The sequence below is a fragment of the Arthrobacter sp. 01T428 genome (genome assembly GCF_056398685.1).
Map to the genome: position 1 here is coordinate 67509 of NZ_JBFTPW010000008.1, position 19645 is coordinate 87153.

Annotated in this window: 17 protein-coding genes; 3 read left to right on the top strand and 14 right to left on the bottom strand. The window is 63.1% G+C overall.

Annotated features, from left to right (window positions below):
- Positions 1–22 precede the first annotated feature (22 nt).
- Entirely contained in the window at positions 23–391 is a 369-nt protein-coding gene (locus AC1DJB_RS11085) for an excalibur calcium-binding domain-containing protein (RefSeq protein WP_476910245.1), read from the bottom strand.
- Between the two features lie 1165 nt (positions 392–1556).
- Between AC1DJB_RS11085 and AC1DJB_RS11090 the strand changes: the two genes are divergently transcribed.
- Positions 1557–3917: a helix-turn-helix transcriptional regulator gene (locus tag AC1DJB_RS11090; RefSeq protein WP_441438316.1), complete on the top strand. Its 2361-nt coding sequence runs from the start codon at positions 1557–1559 to the stop codon at positions 3915–3917.
- A 20-nt stretch (positions 3918–3937) separates the two neighbouring features.
- Here AC1DJB_RS11090 and AC1DJB_RS11095 read toward each other — a convergent pair whose 3' ends face one another.
- The 7 genes from AC1DJB_RS11095 to AC1DJB_RS11125 form a co-directional block, all read right to left on the bottom strand.
- Positions 3938–4582 (bottom strand): ABC transporter ATP-binding protein, encoded by a 645-nt coding sequence (locus AC1DJB_RS11095; RefSeq protein ID WP_172465515.1) that lies wholly within the window; start codon positions 4580–4582, stop codon positions 3938–3940.
- Positions 4534–6063, bottom strand: coding sequence for a hypothetical protein (locus AC1DJB_RS11100; RefSeq protein ID WP_476910246.1), 1530 nt, complete (start codon positions 6061–6063; stop codon positions 4534–4536). The genes AC1DJB_RS11095 and AC1DJB_RS11100 overlap by 49 nt, the downstream gene beginning before the upstream one ends.
- A 6-nt stretch (positions 6064–6069) precedes the next feature.
- Positions 6070–6477 carry a hypothetical protein gene (locus AC1DJB_RS11105; protein ID WP_476910247.1) on the bottom strand — a complete coding sequence of 136 codons (408 nt, stop codon included), beginning with the start codon at positions 6475–6477 and terminating at the stop codon, positions 6070–6072.
- A 36-nt stretch (positions 6478–6513) separates the two neighbouring features.
- Complete coding sequence (locus AC1DJB_RS11110; RefSeq protein WP_059388035.1) at positions 6514–7122, bottom strand: hypothetical protein; 609 nt, start codon at positions 7120–7122, stop codon at positions 6514–6516.
- A 10-nt stretch (positions 7123–7132) separates the two neighbouring features.
- Positions 7133–7693, bottom strand: a complete 561-nt coding sequence (locus tag AC1DJB_RS11115; protein ID WP_441433624.1) for a stage II sporulation protein M — start codon at positions 7691–7693, stop codon at positions 7133–7135.
- Between the two features lie 4 nt (positions 7694–7697).
- Positions 7698–7964 (bottom strand): uberolysin/carnocyclin family circular bacteriocin, encoded by a 267-nt coding sequence (locus tag AC1DJB_RS11120; RefSeq protein ID WP_059388033.1) that lies wholly within the window; start codon positions 7962–7964, stop codon positions 7698–7700.
- 271 nt (positions 7965–8235) lie between these two features.
- Positions 8236–8850, bottom strand: a complete 615-nt coding sequence (locus tag AC1DJB_RS11125) for a TetR/AcrR family transcriptional regulator (protein ID WP_284991746.1) — start codon at positions 8848–8850, stop codon at positions 8236–8238.
- Positions 8851–8917: 67 nt separating this feature from the next.
- On the opposite strand from AC1DJB_RS11125, the gene AC1DJB_RS11130 reads away from it, so the two are divergent.
- Positions 8918–10171, top strand: a complete 1254-nt coding sequence (locus tag AC1DJB_RS11130; protein ID WP_441433625.1) for a beta-ketoacyl-[acyl-carrier-protein] synthase family protein — start codon at positions 8918–8920, stop codon at positions 10169–10171.
- A gap of 9 nt (positions 10172–10180) precedes the next feature.
- Here AC1DJB_RS11130 and AC1DJB_RS11135 read toward each other — a convergent pair whose 3' ends face one another.
- Complete coding sequence (locus AC1DJB_RS11135) at positions 10181–11620, bottom strand: UDP-glucose dehydrogenase family protein (RefSeq protein WP_441433626.1); 1440 nt, start codon at positions 11618–11620, stop codon at positions 10181–10183.
- Positions 11617–12885, bottom strand: a complete 1269-nt coding sequence (locus AC1DJB_RS11140; RefSeq protein ID WP_441433627.1) for a glycosyltransferase family 4 protein — start codon at positions 12883–12885, stop codon at positions 11617–11619. The genes AC1DJB_RS11135 and AC1DJB_RS11140 overlap by 4 nt, the downstream gene beginning before the upstream one ends.
- Before the next feature lie 372 nt (positions 12886–13257).
- Between AC1DJB_RS11140 and AC1DJB_RS11145 the strand changes: the two genes are divergently transcribed.
- Positions 13258–15150: a polysaccharide deacetylase family protein gene (locus AC1DJB_RS11145; protein WP_284991742.1), complete on the top strand. Its 1893-nt coding sequence runs from the start codon at positions 13258–13260 to the stop codon at positions 15148–15150.
- A gap of 90 nt (positions 15151–15240) precedes the next feature.
- Here AC1DJB_RS11145 and AC1DJB_RS11150 read toward each other — a convergent pair whose 3' ends face one another.
- The 4 genes from AC1DJB_RS11150 to AC1DJB_RS11165 form a co-directional block, all read right to left on the bottom strand.
- Positions 15241–15483 (bottom strand): hypothetical protein, encoded by a 243-nt coding sequence (locus AC1DJB_RS11150; RefSeq protein ID WP_284991741.1) that lies wholly within the window; start codon positions 15481–15483, stop codon positions 15241–15243.
- 8 nt (positions 15484–15491) lie between these two features.
- Positions 15492–16928, bottom strand: coding sequence for a flotillin family protein (locus AC1DJB_RS11155; protein WP_284991740.1), 1437 nt, complete (start codon positions 16926–16928; stop codon positions 15492–15494).
- Positions 16929–17037: 109 nt separating this feature from the next.
- Positions 17038–18309, bottom strand: coding sequence for an FAD-dependent oxidoreductase (locus AC1DJB_RS11160; protein WP_441433628.1), 1272 nt, complete (start codon positions 18307–18309; stop codon positions 17038–17040).
- Positions 18302–19642 carry an MFS transporter gene (locus AC1DJB_RS11165; RefSeq protein ID WP_441433629.1) on the bottom strand — a complete coding sequence of 447 codons (1341 nt, stop codon included), beginning with the start codon at positions 19640–19642 and terminating at the stop codon, positions 18302–18304. The genes AC1DJB_RS11160 and AC1DJB_RS11165 overlap by 8 nt, the downstream gene beginning before the upstream one ends.
- Between the last annotated feature and the right edge of the window lie 3 nt (positions 19643–19645).

Below are 19645 nucleotides of genomic sequence, written 5' to 3' on the forward strand. Positions count from 1 at the left end.
TCGCTGGATCTTTCTGTAACCCTTATTCGCAGGCTATGCCGTCGCCGTCCCTGTCCAGTGCGGGCCGGTAGCCTGGCTGGCCCCGATAGATCGGTGCGGCGCCGGCGGCCCGGGCAGCCGTACAGTTCGCGTAGTAAACGGACGACGGCGCTGGTGGCTGTACCTGCCTGGCCTGGGCTTGATCTTGCTGTGCCTGTGCTGCGGCTGCTTGCGCTGCCTGTGCTGCGGCGGCTTGAGCCGCAGCCGCGTCGGCCGCTGCTTTGTCGGCCGCCGCCTTGTCTGCCGCCGCCTTGTCAGCAGCGGCCTTGTCTGCCGCCGCCTTCGCCGCAGCCGCTGCTGCTGCTGCTGCTGCGCGAGCGTCGGTTACTTTCTTTGACTCTGAGCGTTCCATCCAAACTAAGGTGCCCGCGTCGGATTTTGTGCAGATGTACACCTTGGGCGGGTAGCTCTCGGTTGCGTTCTCCGTTACGCAGGACGCGGATTTCGGCGCGGTCGGTGTGGGCGTGGGAGTTGGGGTGGGCGTCGCCGAGGCGGAAGTTGATGCCGATTGAGTGGCCCCCGCTTGGGAGGTTGTTGGGCTGGCTCCGCCGCAGGCGGCAAGGGAGAGTGCTGCGGCAGTAGACGTGACGATGGCAAAGACCTTGAAGATATTCTTCCGAGATTTCAAGAAGTCGTGCGACGCGTGCTTTATTTCCCCGTTGTTTTCAGGCGCGCGAGTATTCATTTATTGCCCCCATGATTCAGTTTTTGACGCGAATGTCAGCAGATCCTAGCATCTGAAATGCGAGAAAAGAAGAAGTTGTCCACATGGACGAGAAAGCCTCTTGACAGGGTCCCAAGAGGTTGTGGTCCATTCTGCAAATTAGAATTTATATTCGATCTATGAAAACAAGATTCGAATAAATATCCACATGCGCGAGGTTCGATCTAGAGGCGGCCACGAAACCCCCGTAGCGTCGGAAGCAAGAGACCACCACCAGGAGCACCATGGAAAATTCATCGCGAACCCCCACCTCCTTGGACGCCGGGGGAACACTGAGTTTTCTTCGGCGCACACGGAGATGCGGAACAAAACCCCACGTCGGCACACGTAGACGGCTCCCCGCGCACACTGAGTTTTGCCAAAACACCACTTAGATGGCCGTTTCGGACTTTACCGTTTCCCTTGGAACGAGGTTCGTCAGCGCACCCCGGGGGATTCCGTGGGAGTGCTTGGGAGTCCGCCTGCCAACGCCCGGCTTTGGGCAGGAAACAGTTGAATCGTCTGGACCTCGCACCACCTAAGGACCGGAGAGTGCTGGATCAGCGCGTCAGAGAAAGTTGGATCGCGAGTGTTCGATCAGGAAGTTCGGCGAACGCTGGACTACGTTGCTCGCGGTATGATAGTTCGAATTGTCGGCGCGCCTGGCAGCGGCCGCACGAGTGTGGTGCAAAAGGCTATCGCCGATCTGGAAAATACCGGAGCAACGGTTTACTCCGTTTCGGGACTCCGCTCACATCGCGAAATACCCTTTGGTGGAATACATAGCCTGAGCCTGGATATTCGAATAGGCCAATTGGGAGTCCTCGGTGTAGCTGACACCCTGGCGAGCCGGCTCTCCAGGCCAGGGGAGCGCGTGCTTGTGGTCGATGACCTCGACTTCGTCGACACGGAGACTGTAGCGGTTCTGGACGCCGTCCGGCGTCGGACGAAACGGCCCATGATCGTTACCATGAGCGAGTCATCCATCTACTCGATGGCGCAGCCAGCGGTGCTCAGCCCCGGACCGGAAGCCAGGGTTCACCTGAATCCGCTTCGCTACGAGCAAGTGAACGAGCTCCTCACCGGGATTCTGGGAGCCCCGGCGGACACCGACACCACTGCCCGGATCCTGACGAAATCGGCAGGGAACCCGCGGCTTGTGGTTCGCATCGCGGAAACTGCTTCCCTCAGTGGCTTGATTGTCCTCCGCCATGGTCAATGGCGCATGACGGGCGACACCCTGTGGAACGAGCACCTTCATGGCACCGTGGAATCCCTCCTCGAAGGACTCGAAGCCGACGAACTCACGGGCCTTCAAGCCATGGCCATCGCCGGGACCACGCCCCTCGACGTACTGCAACAGGTAGTTCATTCCGATGTTCTCGACAGGCTCGAACAGCGCGGCCTCATTTCCGTTGTGGAGGACCTCCACAACACTGTCTCCGCTTCGATCACGCCACCGGTCCTGGCCGACTACTTCCGTGGTCAAAGAGTGCTCACAAGCAGGCGGGTCCTGAAGAGTCGAATCACCCGAGCCCTCAGCGGTTTGCCACAGGAATCCCACGTTGACCTCAACTCGGCTGATTCGCTGATGAGGGTCCTGGCTGCGCTGCGCCTTGAACGGAGCTCGGACGACGCCGCAACGGCACGCCATTTTCATGAGCAAGTATCCGTCCTGGAGCGCAAGCGATACGAGCTGTGGAATGCCGAAAGGTCAGTATCGAATGCGGTGGCACTTCTGAGGGTCTATTGGGGCTCGCCGATTGACGCATCGAGAATTGAGCGGATCCTTGCCCAGACCGTGACCTCGGAAGGCGAATCGTGCGATCTCCTGTTCCTGGCATTTACCAAAGCGCTTTGGGCGATCCATAAAGGCAAAGGACTGGACTCTGCGGCCGGCGCCCTCAGGAGCTTCGGGGAGGAACGTCCCAAATGGTCCGCCGAAGCCGAAGCGGCAGAACTTTTCCTCGTGGCGTCCTACGACAGAATGCCGGAGAACCTCGACGGGATCTTCGCGCGTCTGCACGATCGTCACCCCGAAAGCGGTGTGATAGCCAGCATCCGGGGCATCCTGGAACTCTACCGATTCAACCCTTCCGCCGCGCTCAAAGCCATCGACACTTCAGGCGGCTTAAGAGGCATTCCGGGAATCGAACCGTTCATCCGTGGAATGGCTTTGTTCAGCTCGGGGCGGATCGATGAGTCGATTGTCTTTGCGCTTGACCAACGCGGAGATGCCCGCCGCAAGCTGGACCAGTTCGGGATGGTTTGCAACACCTATGTGGCTGCCCAGGCCCTGATCTACCGCGGCTATTTCGACGACGCCGAGTACCTCATGGGCAGTGTGTTTGCCATGGGGCGGCCAGGCTTCCTGGTGGCTTCCCTTCACGACGCAATGCTTAGGCTCGCCGGGCTCAGGACGGCGACGTCCGCGATCTTGCCCGCAGCGACCCTTGCCACCCAGGCACGGCGCGAAGCTGAAGACATCGGCCCGCTCCCCGGGACAGCGAGAGGCGTGTACGAGCTCGTCGCCGCGCGACCCCTCATTCCCGCTGTATTCGACGGGAAGGCCGCGAAACTCATTCAACGGCAGCTCGAACGTGGCTATGTCCTCGAGGCGATCTATTCCGCGCTCTTCTTCACGTGCCTTCTCCCGGGCCGGAAAGTTCTCGATCTCCTCCGGCAGACCTTGAAAGAGTATGCACCGGCCGCTTCACATGATCAGCTCTTGGCAATTGCCGCGGCCGTGGTGGAGGATGACCACCAAATGCTCGGCGTGCTGCTCGAGCATTACGAGCCCGACGCCGATTTCTACCAGGTCCGGATGCTGCTCCGCGGCGCCTTCAAGCGGTATGCGTTCGTGGACAACACGATCGGTGCGGCTGCGATGGACCGGGCGTACTCCATGTTCGCGGCACGTTTTCCTTCGCCGGATGAGCCCGTCGCGTTTAGTTCCGGAAGCTACTCGCCCCTGACCGTCCGGGAAATCGAGATAGCAGCCCTGGCAGGTCATCGCTCCAACCCGGAGATCGCCGAGCATCTGGGAATCAGTATCAGGACCGTGGAAAGCCACATCTCCAACGCGCTGCGCAAGACAGGAAGCCCTTCCCGCACGGCCCTCTTTGACCTTGTCCGGGATTCGTCTCCGTTCCGCGAAAAGCGGCTTTCCGAGTGAGCCTGCCAGTGGGCTTCGGTCTACGCGATTGCTCCTTCCTCCTTGAAGACGAAGGAATGCCTAACGGTCAGTTGCTCCGGAATTGTGTGCGAAATGAGGACAACCACTTTGTGCTGTGCCCAGTCGCCGAGCTCGTCGATCAGGGCCTCGATGCCTCGAACGTCCATGCCGTTGAAAGGCTCATCGATGGCGACCACAGGGGTGTCGGCCACAGTGCACATGAGCAGCCAGAGCTTCCGGATATTGCCCGTGGACAGCATGGAGACGGGCTGCTCCACCCAGTCCTTCAGTCCATACTTGGCCAGCCGGGCGAGCCCGGCCTCCGGACCGACCTGACGGCTACGTGCCGCCAGGGCCAGATGGTCGTGAACCGTCATGGAGGGGTAGAGCGCCGGCGTCGTACGGCAGACGCTCCGTACGTGGCGCGCGTCCGGTGAGCTGGCGTCGATACCGCAAAGCCGAACGCTTCCGGCCCAAGGTTGGAGGAAACCGCTGATGAGCTCCAGGAGCGTCGATTTCCCGCTGCCATTGCTGCCGGCCACACGGTAAAGCCCGGGCTCGTTCATGCTGAGACTGAGTCCGTCCAGGACAGGGGTGCCTTGCCGGTAGCCGGCGGTTACAGAATCGATTTCGATCGAAGCCTCAAAAGACGTTGATGCAGGCATACGGCGGCTCCCAGGATCAAGAGGATGGAATAGCCCAACAACAGCACGGTGCTGAACTCGGGGCTGACAACAAGAATGAGCGAGCATGGAGAAATCAGGAGGAGTGTGAAGAGGCCGTCCATCACGTCATTGGACTTGGTCCCGCCAGTGGTGGTTGGCGGACGGGAGAGGGATTCCGCGACGACTCCGGACGCCGCGACGATCAAACCCGCGAGGACAGCACCAGGAGCCGGAAGGTCCAGTGCGAGAAATGCCCCTAGGAAAACAAATCCACCGATGGCCGCCCCCGCTATGACGTAGATTCCGACGAGCCGGACAACGATCGCGGTGGCGGAGAAGCCGTTCTCCCACGCGAAGCGGTAGTGGTACAGCTTCGCCGTGGGCCCGATCCGATAGAGCATCGGTTCCGTGACGCCGAGGCTCAGGAGCACGGCAGCACCAATCAAGGATTTGTGCAGCTCTCCGGAGCCGAGAGCCGACTGCAGGGGGAAGACGCCCCTCGCTCCCAAGAGGATGCCAACGACGGCGATCCAGGCAAGGACGATGGTGGCGATCACCGAGCCCTGTTTGCTGCTCAACAGATCAGTGACAACGAATAGCCCGAAGCTTGTCGCCGGCCGTTGGCTGCCGCCCCGCTCCGTATTGAAAGAAATCCTGCGGTAGCTGAGGCGGCGCAAGGCACGGATGCTGAGCAGGATCAATATCCCGGACGCGGCCGCTGCCAGGGAGTACAACGCCGGAAGGAAGCGCGAGGGGTCCACGGCGAGGCCGCCGAGCCGGGAGAGCTGAGGCAGGAGAAATCCCGTGGCAGCCCCGAGCAACAATCCAAGGATGAGCGCCAAGACGCCATACCGCCAATGGAGGCCCATCCTTCGTGCAGGTGTTGAAGCGAAATGGAGGACGCAGTAGACGCACGCACAGGAGGCGAGAGCCAGGACGGAGGCCGAAGCCGCCACGACGCCAAAGTAGCTCGGCGATTCCTCGAAGAAGACCAGGAGGAATACCGCGGCCGAATACCAAAGGATGCCCGTGCGGCGGAACGCCGGGACCAGACCGTATCTCACCACAACCTGCGGGAGGGGAAGTTCCATCGCCCGGAAGAGCTCCAAATGCGGAGTGCCGGATACTGCCAGCCGTCGGCTTGAAACTACCTCGGTGAGAACTGAGGCGACCGCGGAGTAGAGGATCGCGAGGAATCCCCAGTTGAGCACAGCAGCCGTGTCTTGGCGGAGCGGGCCGTCGCGGAGAACAGACATCGTGGATGCGAACACCATTGTTCCGAGCAGGACCAAGGCGATCGATCCGAAGATCGCGAGGGCCCTGAAACCGTCCAGCGTGAGCGGCAAACGCATCGCATTGACGATTTCGAAAGCCCGGAAGTCGCGCAGGATTCGGTAATCGGACCTCCGGACCGACACAGCAGGGACGCTGGCGTTAGAAGCTTGGCCTGCGACGTCGGCGGGTGGGGTTTTGGTCCTCATCGGCGCCTAGAACTTGCTCCGCGGACTCTTCTTGTGGACTGAGTCCATGAAGGCCACAATGGTGAGGACCGCGAGGCCGAGCGCACAGACCGCGGCGATGGCCGACGTCGTGCCCTGGAACGGGACGACTATTACCGGGCTGAGGGCCGCCGCGTTGGCGAAACCGGCGACGGCGAAAACGGCCGCCTTGAGCGGTAGCCATTTCCCGGCCTTGCTGAAGGCCGCAAGCAAGGGTGCCGCCACTCCGAAGACGAGAAGCACGGTGACCATCGTGTTCTTCACGGCGAGGGGATCTATGTTCTTGAGGCCATCCGGGGCGGGAGAAGCCCACATCAGGCCGACTGAAATGCAGGAGAATGCAGCGACCAGGAGGCCCACGATTCGTAGAAGCAGGCCGAAGAGCTGAGTAATCATTGAGAATTTCTGTCCGTGGGTGGTGGTTGAGGAAGGTCAGCCGATGGCGACTATTGTTGACAGACCCATGGCCGAAAGCACAACGAGGATCTTCCTGCCTGTGGAAAACTCGCGCCAATGTCGGTAGAAGATCACCAGGGCCAGCACGGCCATCGAGGGGAAATAGGCCCAATATCCGGGGATTTCCCGCGGTTGGATGACACCAAAGGCCACGCTGAAGAGATTCACCGGGATCGTGGCGAGAATGGCGATCACAAAGAAGGCCCCGATCTTGAAGCGGCCCGCGAGCACCGATTTTCCCGGGATCACCCGTTTGTCCAAGAACGCGGCCAGCGAGAAGTACAAAGCGATGATCACGGCGTAGACAAGGAAGAACAAAACGGTGCCCACGGTCATGGAGAGGCTCAGGAGGCGATCGTCCCCGATTTCCGAGCGCACGTCCGCCGGAACGTTCGCGTTGAGATACTTTCTGGTCAGGGGAAGCCGCAGAGCCACCAAAGCCATGAGCAGGATGTAGCCCGCGATCCACAGACCCCGGGACGTCGAGACCCATTCCCTGGCTGAGGACGGCTCGGGACGCAACTTTCCGACCTTTGCGACGCTGATGACGGTTTCGGACTTCCGTCCGTCTTCCGTGCTGGTCATGAATTCCTCCTCAGGTCTTGAGCTGAATCACGATGGCCTCGATGACGGCACCGAGGACTATCAGGGCGATGGCAATGAGCAAAGTGCCGAGGGAACGGGCCATGTCGTCGATGAACGACCTCAGGGTTGGAGGCTCGTTCTTCATCAGCAGCCTCCGAGCCAGGCCCGCGGCGGGCTGGAATCCGGCGGTCGCCGCCATCACCAGGCCGAAGAACTCGAACGGGACGTACCACATCACGTCCGCAACCAGGCCCGCACCGCCGACGGAATGCACCCCGAGGGATACCGTCGCCCCGACATACAGCGCCAGGATTCCGGCTCCGAGAAGCGTGGTCAGCCCGAGGGTCGCGACCCCCGAATAGAGCACCAAGGCCGCGCCGACGTTTCGCCCAAGGATCTGGAGGAAGTCTTTGCTGTAGAGCGGACTCCCACCCATGTCCCTGGCGTCCCGGATCCAGGACAGGTCCACCGACGAGTAGCCGAAGATGGCTATGGCTGCCATGGCGAGGCCCGTGCTTGGGAGCAACCATCCAGGGATGCCCCCAAGCACGCGTGCTGTCTTAGCAAGCATCGATTTAGGCGACTGCTTGCGCCCGGCCGATGCGGAAGAGGATGCCTCGAGCCGTTGCGATCAAGGCACCCGTGATTCCTGCCCCGAAAATTGTGCCGATGACAACGAGAGCCCAGCCTCCGACCTCAATGGCGTGCATGATCTGGGACGCCGCCGCGGCAGAGATCCCAAGGGACCCCGCGATCCATGAAACGGCCAAGCTCGCGCCGAAGATGCCAACCACGGCCAGCGCAGCCGCGGCCGCAGCCTGAAGGCCGGTCCTTTTCGTCATTGTTGATTCCACTACAACCCCATTTCTCGAGTAGAACGGCCAACGGTTTCGCTGGCCTTGAAGAGTGGTGACCCTCCCCAAAGGAAGGCCATCCACGATTCAGATTCTCTCGGTGAAATTGGCGTCTCCGTATAAAAAACGGAAAAATCCGTGTGCAAAAGGCCGTTTCTCAGTGTGAATAAGCCGGATCTCCGTGTGCGCGGTGGCCCGTCTACGTGTAATCCGGGCAAAAACACTGAGAGCCGTTCTCGGCCTGGGAACGCTAAGGAACTTAGACGTGGCCGGTCTGGTCGTGGACCGTCAATGTCCCGGCGAGGTCGAGGTCTGCGCCGGTGCCGTGCGCCCCGGCGTGTGCGAGAAGTGCGGCACCAAGTGCGGCGCTCCAGAATGTCCTGGCTTCGACGTCGACGGGTCGCTTGAGGCTCCAACCCCGGCTGCCGACAAGCTGGGTCACGAAGCGCTCCGATTGGCGGAACAGCAGTTGGAGGTGCTCGTCGACCACGGGGGCGAGCTCGGCCTTGGCGATTCCGGTCGCGAGTGCTCCCGCGACCGAAGGGAGCGAGGGCAGGGCGAGGACCGCACGGGCGATGTTGCGCCGGAAGGTCGCAGCGTCGGGGGCCTGGCGGCCGATCCGCTCGATCCGCCGGGTGTCGTGAAGCAGACCAAGGAATGCGGCGTGCACGAGTAATGAGTCCTTGGAACCGAAGTAGTAGGTGATCTGGTTGGGGAACACTCCTGCCGCGTCTGCGATCTCCGCGACGCTCAGCTGGGCTCCGTGGCGCTCCTTGCCGAGTCGCGCCGTGGTCTCGATGAGTCGCCTCCGGGTCGCGCGTCCGCGCTCGAGCGTCGAGGTCTGCGCCTCGGGTTCGGTTCGCTTCTGAATCACATCTCGATTGTATGTGATACAAAAGTACGGTTAGTTGTATGACATACAAGAGAGGAACTTGAAGGTTATGGGATGGAATGAGGTTGTAGTGACCGGGCTTGGCGCGATCACGCCACTCGGAGGCGACGTCAGATCGACTTGGGAAGCCCTGCTGGCTGGTGAGTCCGGCATCCGAGGAAACGTTCTACCCGGCCATAAGGACGGCGAACTGGCCGGCACCGTGGCCGGGACAATGGCGATCGACCCGGCCACGTACTTGTCGCCGGTGCAAGCCAGACGCCTGGACCGCTCGCAGCAGGCAGCTCTTGTCGCGGCGGCCGAGGCTTGGGCTGACGCCGGCGCCCCTGAGGTCGACCCGGAGCGACTTGCCTCGGCGATCGGCACCGGAATCGGCGGCGTGCAGACCCTGTTGGAGCAAGACGACGTTCTTGAACTGTCGGGTGCCCGCCGTGTCTCGCCACGAACCGTACCCATGCTCATGCCCAACGCCGCTGCCGCGCTGATCAGCATCGCCTACGGTGCGCGCGCCGGAGTATACACGCCGGTCTCCGCCTGCTCATCCGGCGCCGAGGCGATTGCGCTAGGGGCCAGGCTCATCCGTGCCGGCGAAGCAGACGTGGTCATCGCGGGCGGAACGGAGGCGGCGATTACCCCGGTCACAGTCGCCGGTTTCAAGCAGACCCGGGCGCTGTCGCGCCACACCGCGGAGCCAGCCTCAGCGTCTCGACCGTTTGCCGCGGACCGCAGCGGATTTGTCCTGGCAGAAGGAGCCGCGGTCTTGGTGCTAGAGAGTGCGGAACACGCCGCCGCCCGTGGTGCACGGGTCCACGCAGTGCTCGCCGGAGCCGGCATCGCGGCCGACGCCCACCACATCACCGCCCCCGCTCCCGGAGGCAGCGGTCAGATATCGGCAATGCGGAAGGCTCTCGCGCAAGCTGGACTTGCTCCCGAGCAGATCGGGCACATCAATGCCCATGCTACTGGGACGCCGGTGGGAGATGCTGCCGAGTCCCGTGCCATCAGGGAGGTTTTCGGGCACGCGACCGTGACGGCGCCCAAGGCGGCGCTCGGCCATCTCTTCGGGGCTGCAGGGGCGATCGAGGCTCTCATAGCGGTCCTCAGCGTGAAGCACGACGTCATTCCGCCGACCCGCAACCTCACCCCGACCGACGTCGATCCCGACATCAACCTCGACGTCGCCATCCAACGACGGAACGTCCCTCAGCAGGCTGTGCTCAGCAACTCCTTCGGTTTCGGTGGGCAGAACGTCTCCCTCGTCATCACCGATGCACTGCACCCCAAAGCCCCGAATACACGATGAACCACGCGACTACCGTCGCGTGGAGGGTGCCTTGGCCGGCGAACCGACAATGAACGGGCGTGTGTTGAGCGGTTCGACGGGAACGACGGGAGGTTTGGCTTCGGTAAGCGGCTCCGAAGTCTCATCGTAGGAGCCGGTTCCGAGCCCGCGAACCGTCCAGCCTTGCGCCCGCCATGCTCGAGCATCCAGGACGTTCCGCGCGTCCAGGACCATCCGGCGTCGTACGAGCGAGCCGACGGCGGCGGGCGAGAGGGCACGGTATTCGTCCCATTCGGTGAGCAGCAGCACCAACTCGGCGCCTTCGAGAGCGCGCGTGGTGGACGCTTCGAAGCGGAGCTGCGGATAGCGCATCCAGGCATTGTTGATCGCCTTGGGATCCGTCACCGTAACGTGGGCGCCGGCCGCGGCGAGTTGGAGTGCGACGTCGAGGGAGGGCGAGTCACGGATGTCGTCGGTGTCCGGTTTGAACGCCGCGCCCAGCACGGTGACGGTGCGGCCGGACAGGAAGCCCTTGCACATGTCACGGGCGACGTCCACGGCGCGGGCGCGCTGGCCCAGGTTGATGGAATCGACCACACCCATCCACTCGTCGAGGGAAGGCACGGACAGCGCTTGTGCCTGTGCGCGGAACGAGCGGATGTCCTTCGGCAAGCAGCCGCCGCCGAAACCCAGTCCAGCGTGGAGGTACCGGTTGCCGATGCGCGGATCCAGCCCCATCGCCTCACTGAGCTCGGTAACGTCGGCCCCTGAAGCGTCGCAAAGCTCGGCGATGGCGTTGATGAAGCTGAGCTTCGTGGCGAGGTACGCATTGGAGGCGGACTTGATGAGCTCGGCGGTCGCGAAGTTGCAGACCAGCCGCGGGATCCCGGCCGAAATCAGAGGTTCGTAGACGGCGTCGAGCGCAGCCGTGACAGGGGCGCCCGCGGCAGAGTCCTTGCCGCCCGGCACGCCGTATACCAAACGATCCGGGACCAATGAGTCCTTCACTGCCGTACCTTGGCGCAGGAATTCGGGGTTCCAGCCGAGCAGGACATCCGGCCTGCGGGCAAGGATGCCGCGGAGCATGTCCACCGTTCCCACGGGAACGGTGGATTTGCCGACGACGGCGGCGCCCCTCGCCAGGTGCGGAAGCAGGCTCTTCGTGGCTGCGATCACGTAGGAGAGGTCCGCCGTATCGGAGGTCTTGGACTGCGGAGTGCCCACGCAGAGGAAGTGCGTCTGGGCGCCGGCGGCGTCGGCGAAGTCGGTGGAGAACGTGAGCCGCTTGGTAGCGAAGCCGTCGCGGAGAAGTTCGTCGAGGCCGGGTTCGTGGAAAGGTGCGAAACCCTTGTTCAAGTGGGCCACCTTCTGGGCGTCGACGTCGATGCCCACCACGGTGTGGCCCATCGACGCGAGCGTGGCGGCGTGTACTGCGCCAAGATAGCCGCAGCCTACAACGGAGATTTTCATGCTGGGAGTCCTTTGCTGGAAGTCACGGAAATGGTGGCAGGCTTTGCCGCGTGAAGTTCGGCCGCGTGAAGTTCGGCCGCGTGAAGTTCGGACGCCTGAAGTTCGGCTGCTTGAACCGGGTGGCTGGGAGCGGCGGCCGGTTCTACGAGCGCTTCCCCCGCGATTACCGCCTCGTAATGCTCGACGAGTTGGGCACTCAGCACCGGCCAGGTCCGGCCTTGGACCGAAGCGAGTGCCGCCGTTCCGAACGCACGGCGCTTGGCGTCGTCGCCCACCAAGTCCTGCACGTAGGCCCGCAACTGCGCGAGGTCTCCTGGCTCGTAAAGCCAGCCGGTGCGCGAGTTTTCCACGAGATCGAGGGGACCGCCCCGGCCGGTGGCCACGACGGGAACGCCGGAGGCCATGGCCTCCTGGATGGTCTGGCAAAACGTTTCGAACTCTCCGGGATGGACGAAGAGGTCGAAGCCCGCCACGACTTGGGCCAATTCGTCGCCGCCGAGGAACCCGGTGAAGAAGGCATTCGGCAGAGCTGCTTCCAGGGCGGCGCGTTGCGGACCGTCGCCCACAATGACAAGCCTGGTTCCCGGCAGGTCCGCCAGCACGGCGAGGTCCTCCACTTGTTTCTCGATCGCGAGGCGGCCGACGTAGCCGATGATGCGCTCGCCGTGGGGCGCAACGGAGGTGCGCCACGCCGTCGAGCGCTTGGTGGGGGAGAAGCGCGCGGTATCCACACCGCGCCGCCACATTCCCACCCTGAGGATCCCGCGGCCGCGCAACTGGTTGAGCGCGAACGTGGACGGGACCAGTGTCCGGTCTGCACGAAGATGGATGTTGTCCACCCGGTTCCATGCCCAGTTCTCCAGCATGGGGAGCCCATAGCGGGCAGCGTAGCTGGGGACCTCGGTTTGGTAGATGGCAACCGTCGGAATGCCGAGCTGGTGCGCAGCTTGCACAGCCCGCCACCCGAGGACGAAGGGCGATGCGAGGTGGACAACGTCCGGTGCGTAGTCGGCAAGGATTCTCTTGACCCGGCTCACACCGCCCAACGCCACCCGCACATTGGTGTATCCGGCCAAGGGCACGGACGGGAGGCGGTGGACAAAAGCGCCGTTCACGACGTCCGAGACAGCAGTGTCGGACGTCGACGGCGCAATCACCATCACTTCGTCGCCGCGCTCTTGCAGATGCTCGAGCACCCGCAGGATGGAGTGCGTGACCCCGTTCATGAGCGGCAGGAATGATTCGGCAACGATAGCGATCCTCACCCCTCCACGGTGTGCGCGGCGGTTGGCGAAGCGGGGGAATGGGCGTGACCGCAAGGGGAAGGTTTGGTTAACAAATTGACGTTGCTTCCCCGAGTGGAGGATCCGTAGCGACCGAACATGCGCAAATCTAGGTAATTACGCAACTCAAAGACGGGTAGGACTTACTCTTATTCCCCCATGTCGGCCCGCCTTACGGTGACAACGGTAGTGAACCTCGTGGCCATGACTGGGGCTTGTCCCGGGCACCGGGGTATTTCGGCAAGCGGGCGATGACTGGGCGGCGCGCCCTCACATGCTGAACAACGTTGGGTGATTCACCCTGCGCCGCCCGTATGTCCGGCCAGGCCGTTGTCTAGAATCGAGCCAGACCCTATGAAACTCTTCAACCGTACTGACCAGGTTGACCAGCACCGGACGTTTAAAGGGACGATCCCCGGTAAATGGTTTACGTGGTTCTCCACCGTTGTGGTGGTATTTGCTTTCACCGGCGTCACCGCCGGCATCACCGCACCCGCAGCCCAAGCCGCTAATCCAACCGTCGTCACCTTGACCTTTGACGACGCAAATGCCGACCAACTCAACGCCGCGCAGACCATGCAGAGCCTGGGCCTGGTGGGTACTTTCTTCACGCCGTCCGGATTCATCAACAACCCCAATTACCTGACGACAAGCGACATGCAGGGCCTTGTGGCAAACGGCAATGAGATTGCCGGCCATACTGTTACCCACCCGGACCTGACCACCGTGACGTTGGATGAGGCAACACGCCAGATTTGCAACGACAGGGTCAACCTCACAAACCTTGGATTCACGATCACTGACTTCGCGTATCCGTTCGCTGCCGAGAACGCATCCCTCGAAACCGTCGTCAAGAACTGCGGGCTCAATAGCGCCCGCAACCTTGGTGACATCAAGACGCGGTTCAGCTGCGCGGGGTGCCCGCTCGCGGAGACCATCCCTCCTGCCAACCCGTACAACACGGCGGCCCCGGATGAAGTGGACAACACCTGGACCCTGGCGGACCTGCAAAAGTCGGTCACCCAGGCGGAGCCCGCAGGCGGGTGGGTCCAGCTCACCTTCCACCATATTTCAGCTACCAGCACGGATCCGCTGAACATCACCCCGACCCTGTTCAACCAGTTCGCCACGTGGCTCAAGTCCAGGCCCGCAACCACCACGGTCAAGACGGTGGCCCAAGTGATCGGCGGAACCGTCAAGCCGCTTGTCTCGGGACCGCCGGCACCACCGGAGGGCACGGGCAACCTGATCAAGAACCCAAGCCTTGAAACCTTGGTCAGCGGGGCTCCGCAGTGCTGGGCCGCAGCAGGCTATGGCACTAACACGGCAGCTTTTTCCACCGTCAGGCAGGCACACACCGGAAAAGTCGCCGAACAGCTCGTGGTCACCAACTATGTCGACGGCGACGCCAAGCTGCTGCCGACCCTTGACCTAGGAGGGTGCTCGCCTACAGCCACACCCGGGAACTCCTATTCAATCGGTGCCTGGTATAAATCGACCACAAGCACCCAATTCGAGCTCTACTACCGGATCGGCGTAGGCTCCTGGAAGTATTGGACATCAAGCCCCTGGTTCTCAGCGGCCACGACCTTCCAAAAGGCCACCTGGACAACGCCTCCACTGCCCACGGGCGCCAGCGGCATCAGCTTCGGGTTGAACCTGTTCAGCAACGGCACGCTCACCACCGACGACTACGAGATGTTCGACGTCGGCACCCCGCCACCGCCTCCTCCGCCGCCACCAGCCGGCGGCAACCTGGTACAGAACCCCAGCCTTGAAACGGCCGGTACGGGCTCGTTCCCGCAGTGCTGGCAGGCCGGCGGATACGGCACCAACACCGCGACGTTCAGCACGGTTGCTACCGCGCACACCGGTACCAAAGCGGAGAAACTCACCATCACGGGATACTCCAGTGGTGACGCGAAACTGCTTCCAACAATGGACACCAGTACCTGCCCACCTGCGGCCGTCGCCGGACACACCTATTCGGTGCGTGTTTGGTACACCTCTACAGCCGTCACACAGTTCGCCTTGTATTACCGTGACGCCTCAAACAACTGGGTGTACTGGACCTCCGGACCGTGGCTGAATACCGCGACTACCTACACACAGGCAAGCTTCACGACGCCGGCACTACCCGCCGGGGCCACGGCCATCAGTTTCGGGTTGAGCTTGTTCAGCAACGGATCGGTCACCACCGACGATTACGCGATGTACGACAGCGTAGGAGCTCCGCCGCTGGGCTGAGCAATCGATCAGTGACAAAAAGCTGAGGGCGGCTGACTAGCCGCCCTCAGCTTTTTGTCGGGTTCTCTATTGCGCCGGCTGGCGGTCGCGCTATCTGGCAGCCTTCAGGACGTCCGGCAACTCGTCAACGAATACGGTCCCGGGCGGCTCATAGTAGATGACAAGCACCTCGTCACCCACGTTGAAAACACTGCTCTTGTCGAATGGATGCGCGTGGAAGGCGCTCGTACCGCCGTGGAACGGCAGCATCACTTCCCCCACAGTGCCTGGCCCGATACGACCCGTGACCCTGCCGATTTTGCCCGTCAGGCTCCGATCAACCTCTTTGTGCATCGGTGTCCCTATGCATCAGGGGTTTTGGTGGGCCGCTTGGGCGGTTCCTTGCCGTTCTTGAGCGCAGCTGTGATCGATGGCAGGTAGTTGCCCACTTGGGACAGGATCCCACCCACCATGCTGTTGAGGCCCTCGCCGCCGTTGAGGACGGTCAGGTTGCCCACGTGGGCAAAGGGTTCAGCCGCGGCTGCCACGATCGCCGGCATGTTCTCCGCGAGCTGTTGGGAGATGACGGCCTCTTGGTTGGTTCCGAGAGCCTCGGCGCGGGCCTTGATGCCGTCCGCTTCCGCCAAGGATTTGGCCTTGATGGCCGAGGCTGCCGCGTCGCCGCGGGCCCGGGTGGCCGCGGCTTCGGCTTCACCCGTGATCTTCGTGGCTCCCGCGATGGCGGCGGCCGCCGTGGCGTTGGCCTGGGCTTCGACTTCCACCTTGCGGGCGTTCGCTTGAGCCTCGAGTTCCGTCCGCCGTGCCCGCGCCTCGGACGCACTGATGTCGGCGGCCTTTTGGGCTTCCGCCTCGGTGCGTTGGGCGTACGCCTTTGCATCGGCGGGCTTCCGGATGGACGTCTGGAGCTTTTGCTCTTCGCGGTCCGCTTCCAGCTTGGCCACCTCGGTTTCCTGGACCACCACTTGCTGGCGCGCTGTGGCGTCTGCCAACGGACCGGCCTGCGCGGCGTTGGCCCTCGCGGTTTCGGCATTGGCTTGGGCCGCTGATTGCTTGATCGCCGAAATGCTCTGGGCATCCGCGATCTGGGCGGCTGCCTCGGCCTCCTTCTCCGCGGCCTCGCGGTTCCTGGTGGCTTCGGCGATGCGGGCCTCCATTTTGACCTGTGCAATGTGCGGTTTGGCCAGGTTCTGGATGTAGCCCGTGGGGTCCTGGAGGTCCTTGATTTGGAGGGAATCAACTACCAAGCCAAGCTTTTCCATTTCGATGCCGCTTGCGCTGCGGACCAACGAGGCGAGCTTGTCACGCTCGCGGATGATTTCTTCCATGGTCATGCTGCCAATGATCGAGCGCAAATGCCCTTCAAAAACGTTGTAGACCTGGCTTTCCATTTTGGGCTGTTGGCCGAGAAACCTCCTCGCGGCGTTCGCAATAAACGGCGCAGCGTCACCGATTTTGTAGATCACCACGCCCTCCACGATCACCTGGATGCCTTGCGAGGTCACGCAGTTGACCTGGAGCTCTGTTTCATTCAGCGTCAGGGACAACGTCCTCACGGTTTGGAGCCCGGGAACCACTAAGGCGCCCTTTCCCGTGACGATTTTGAAATCCATTCCGTCCCTGGTGTCCAAACTTCCCCGAGTCAGGCCGGAAATGATCAATGCCTCGTTTGGTTCAGCCACCTTCCACATCAATTTGATGAGAAGCCTTATAACGGTAACGGCGACAACTACCCCCAATACGGTGACGAGAATCGGGAGATAAGCAACGAGGTCGAACATGACTGTCCTTTCAACGGCAAGCACCCAAGCGGCTCGTGTAGTCAGTCTGCTTCGGTCTGCTCCAGGAGTCCAGCAATTTGTTTACCTACAATTGACACAACGGATTCTGCTAGGCGTGCGTTCCCGCGAGCGATACTGTCCTCATCTCGCCGGTGCCGTCGGCTGGGACCGCCGGAACGCCGTCGTCCTCTTGGCCGTAGAGCCAGTCGTTGTACTGGAAGTCGCCGTCCTTGCGGCTCTTGAACAGCAGGTTCCGCAAGACGCGTGCGACGCCGGACACGTGCCACGACTCTCCCCAGACGCGCGCCGTGCGTTGGACGCGGGCCGTCCGCGCTGCGCGGGCTGAGTTGAAATCGCTGATGGCGCGATCCCAAGCAGCGGTGTCCACGCCGTCGTCGTTGAACACGGAGCCGACGGTGGAGTCCTGGAGGACCGCGGCGTCTTCAAGCGCCTGGCAGGCTCCCTGGGCCAAGTACTGGAGCATGGGGTGTGCGGCATCGCCCATCAGGACCAGGCGGCCGTGGATCCAGTTCTCGATGGGATCGCGATCGTACATGGGCCAGCGGATGCCTGTCGCAAGGTTCCGCAGCGCAAGCTGTACTGCCGGAATGCAGTCCTTGTAAGCCGCCTCGAGTTCGTCGACGCCGCCATACTGCTCCTCACCGCGCTCGAACGAGGGCGACTTGAAAACAGCCACGGTGTTGAGCAGCTCGCCTTTGCGCAGCGGGTACTGCACGAGGTGGCAGTCCGGACCGAGGTAGACGACGACGTCCTCGAGATCGGCGGCCGGGGTCTCCGGCGTGATGGGCACCGTTCCGCGATACGCGACGTACGACGACGACACCGGCCCGTCCTGCGCGACGGCGGCGCGGAGCGTGGACTTGAGGCCGTCGGCGCCGATCACGACGTCGGCCTCGTAAACATCGCCGCTGGACGTGTGCGCCACGCCGCGGTGGTTCACGGTCTCGACTTTCTCGACGACGACGTCGTTCACGAGGCGCACGCCGGCATCCTGGCAGGCCTCCAACAGGATCCGGTGCAGGTCGCTGCGGTGGATCACCACGTACGGGGCGCCGTAGCGCTCTTCGAACTCGCCACCGAGGGTCTGCCGGGTGAGTTCCTCACCGGTGAGGGCGTCGCGGAACACCAAGTGCTTGGGGCGGACGCCGATCTCGAGCGCCTTCCCGAGGAGGCCCCAACGCTTCAGGACGCGGGAGGCGTTGGGGGCCATCTGCAGTCCCGCCCCGACCTCGCCGAATTCGGGCGCCCGCTCAACCAATGTCACCTCGGCGCCGTTTGCGCGCAGGGCCAGGGCGCCGGCAAGGCCGGCCATCCCTCCGCCGACGACGAGGACTTCGGTGGACGTTTTGCGGTCAGACATTGCTAGCTCCTACAGAGGTGGTGTTTGTGGGTTGGTTTTTGGCGGCCGTGATCTTCGCGGTCTTGATCTTGGTGCCGATGGCGCCGAGCAGGATGGCCGCGACGGCGGCGGCCCCGGCAAATGCCAGGAAGTTCGAGTTGACGCCCAGGCCGGCCGCGAGCAGCAGCCCGCCTACCTGGGGTGCCGCGACCGCGCCGATGCGCCCGACGCCGAGGGCCCAGCCAAGCGCTGTGCCCCGCAAATGCGCCGGGTAATGGCTGGCCACCGCCGCGATGATGAGGCATTGGGTTCCGTGGGTGCCGACCCCCGCCAGCACCAACATGACGTAGACAAGCCCCACAGGCGGACCCGCCACCAGTACGGCCAGCGCGACGGCGGCGACGGCGGCTGCCGCGATCGCCGTCGGGATCGGACCGAATCGGGTTCCCGCCCACGCAGTGGCCACCGAGCCGACGACGGCACCGAGGTTGAGTGCCAGCGCGAAGGTCAGGGCTGACCCGAGGTTGTAGCCGGCCAGTTGCATCAGGTTCGGCAGCCAGGTGCCCAGGCCGTACCAAGCAAAGAGCGTGACGAGGGTGGAGACCGCGAACAGGAGACTCATGCCGAGGTACGGGGCACGGAGTAGGGACTTGAAGCCGCCTGTTTGGTTCGCGTTCTTGGCGGCCGGGAGGGGTTCCTCGAGTGTCGCTGGGAGCGTCTCCGGGAGGAAGCGCATGCCCAGCGGAACCACCACGAGGAGCGCCACGGCGGCCACCAGGAACATGACCGGCCAGCCGAAAGCGGGAATGAGCGGAATGCCGGCCACCGCGGCGATCGAGCCGCCGATCGGCACTCCGGACATCATTAGCGTGGCGATGGTGGACCGCCATTTGGCGGGGACCAGTTCCGCGACCAAGGCATTGGCCGAGGGAACAAGTCCGCCCAGGCCGATGCCCGCCAGCAAGCGCAGACCCCCGAAGACGAACGCGTCCGGGGAGAACGCACACAAGATGGTGAAGAGTGAAAACAGTGCGGCGCAGGCGATGATGGTCCGGCGGCGCCCCCAGCTGTCCGACATCCTCCCGGCGAAGATGGCCCCGATCATCATGCCGAGGAACGCCATCGAGCCGACCGTGCCGGCGGTGGCTTTCGTGAGCCCCCAGCCGGTGTCGGTGATGAGGGCGCTCTGGACGGTGCCGTAGACGATGAGGTCGTAGCCGTCGAAAACCACCAGCAACCAGCAGACCAGGACAGCGGCGGCGGAACGCTTGGAGAACCGGGCGGAGGCCCTGGGGAGGTGGTGAACGCCGTCTTGGGTCCGCTCCGGCGCTGCAGCGGATGGTGTGTGATTCATCCC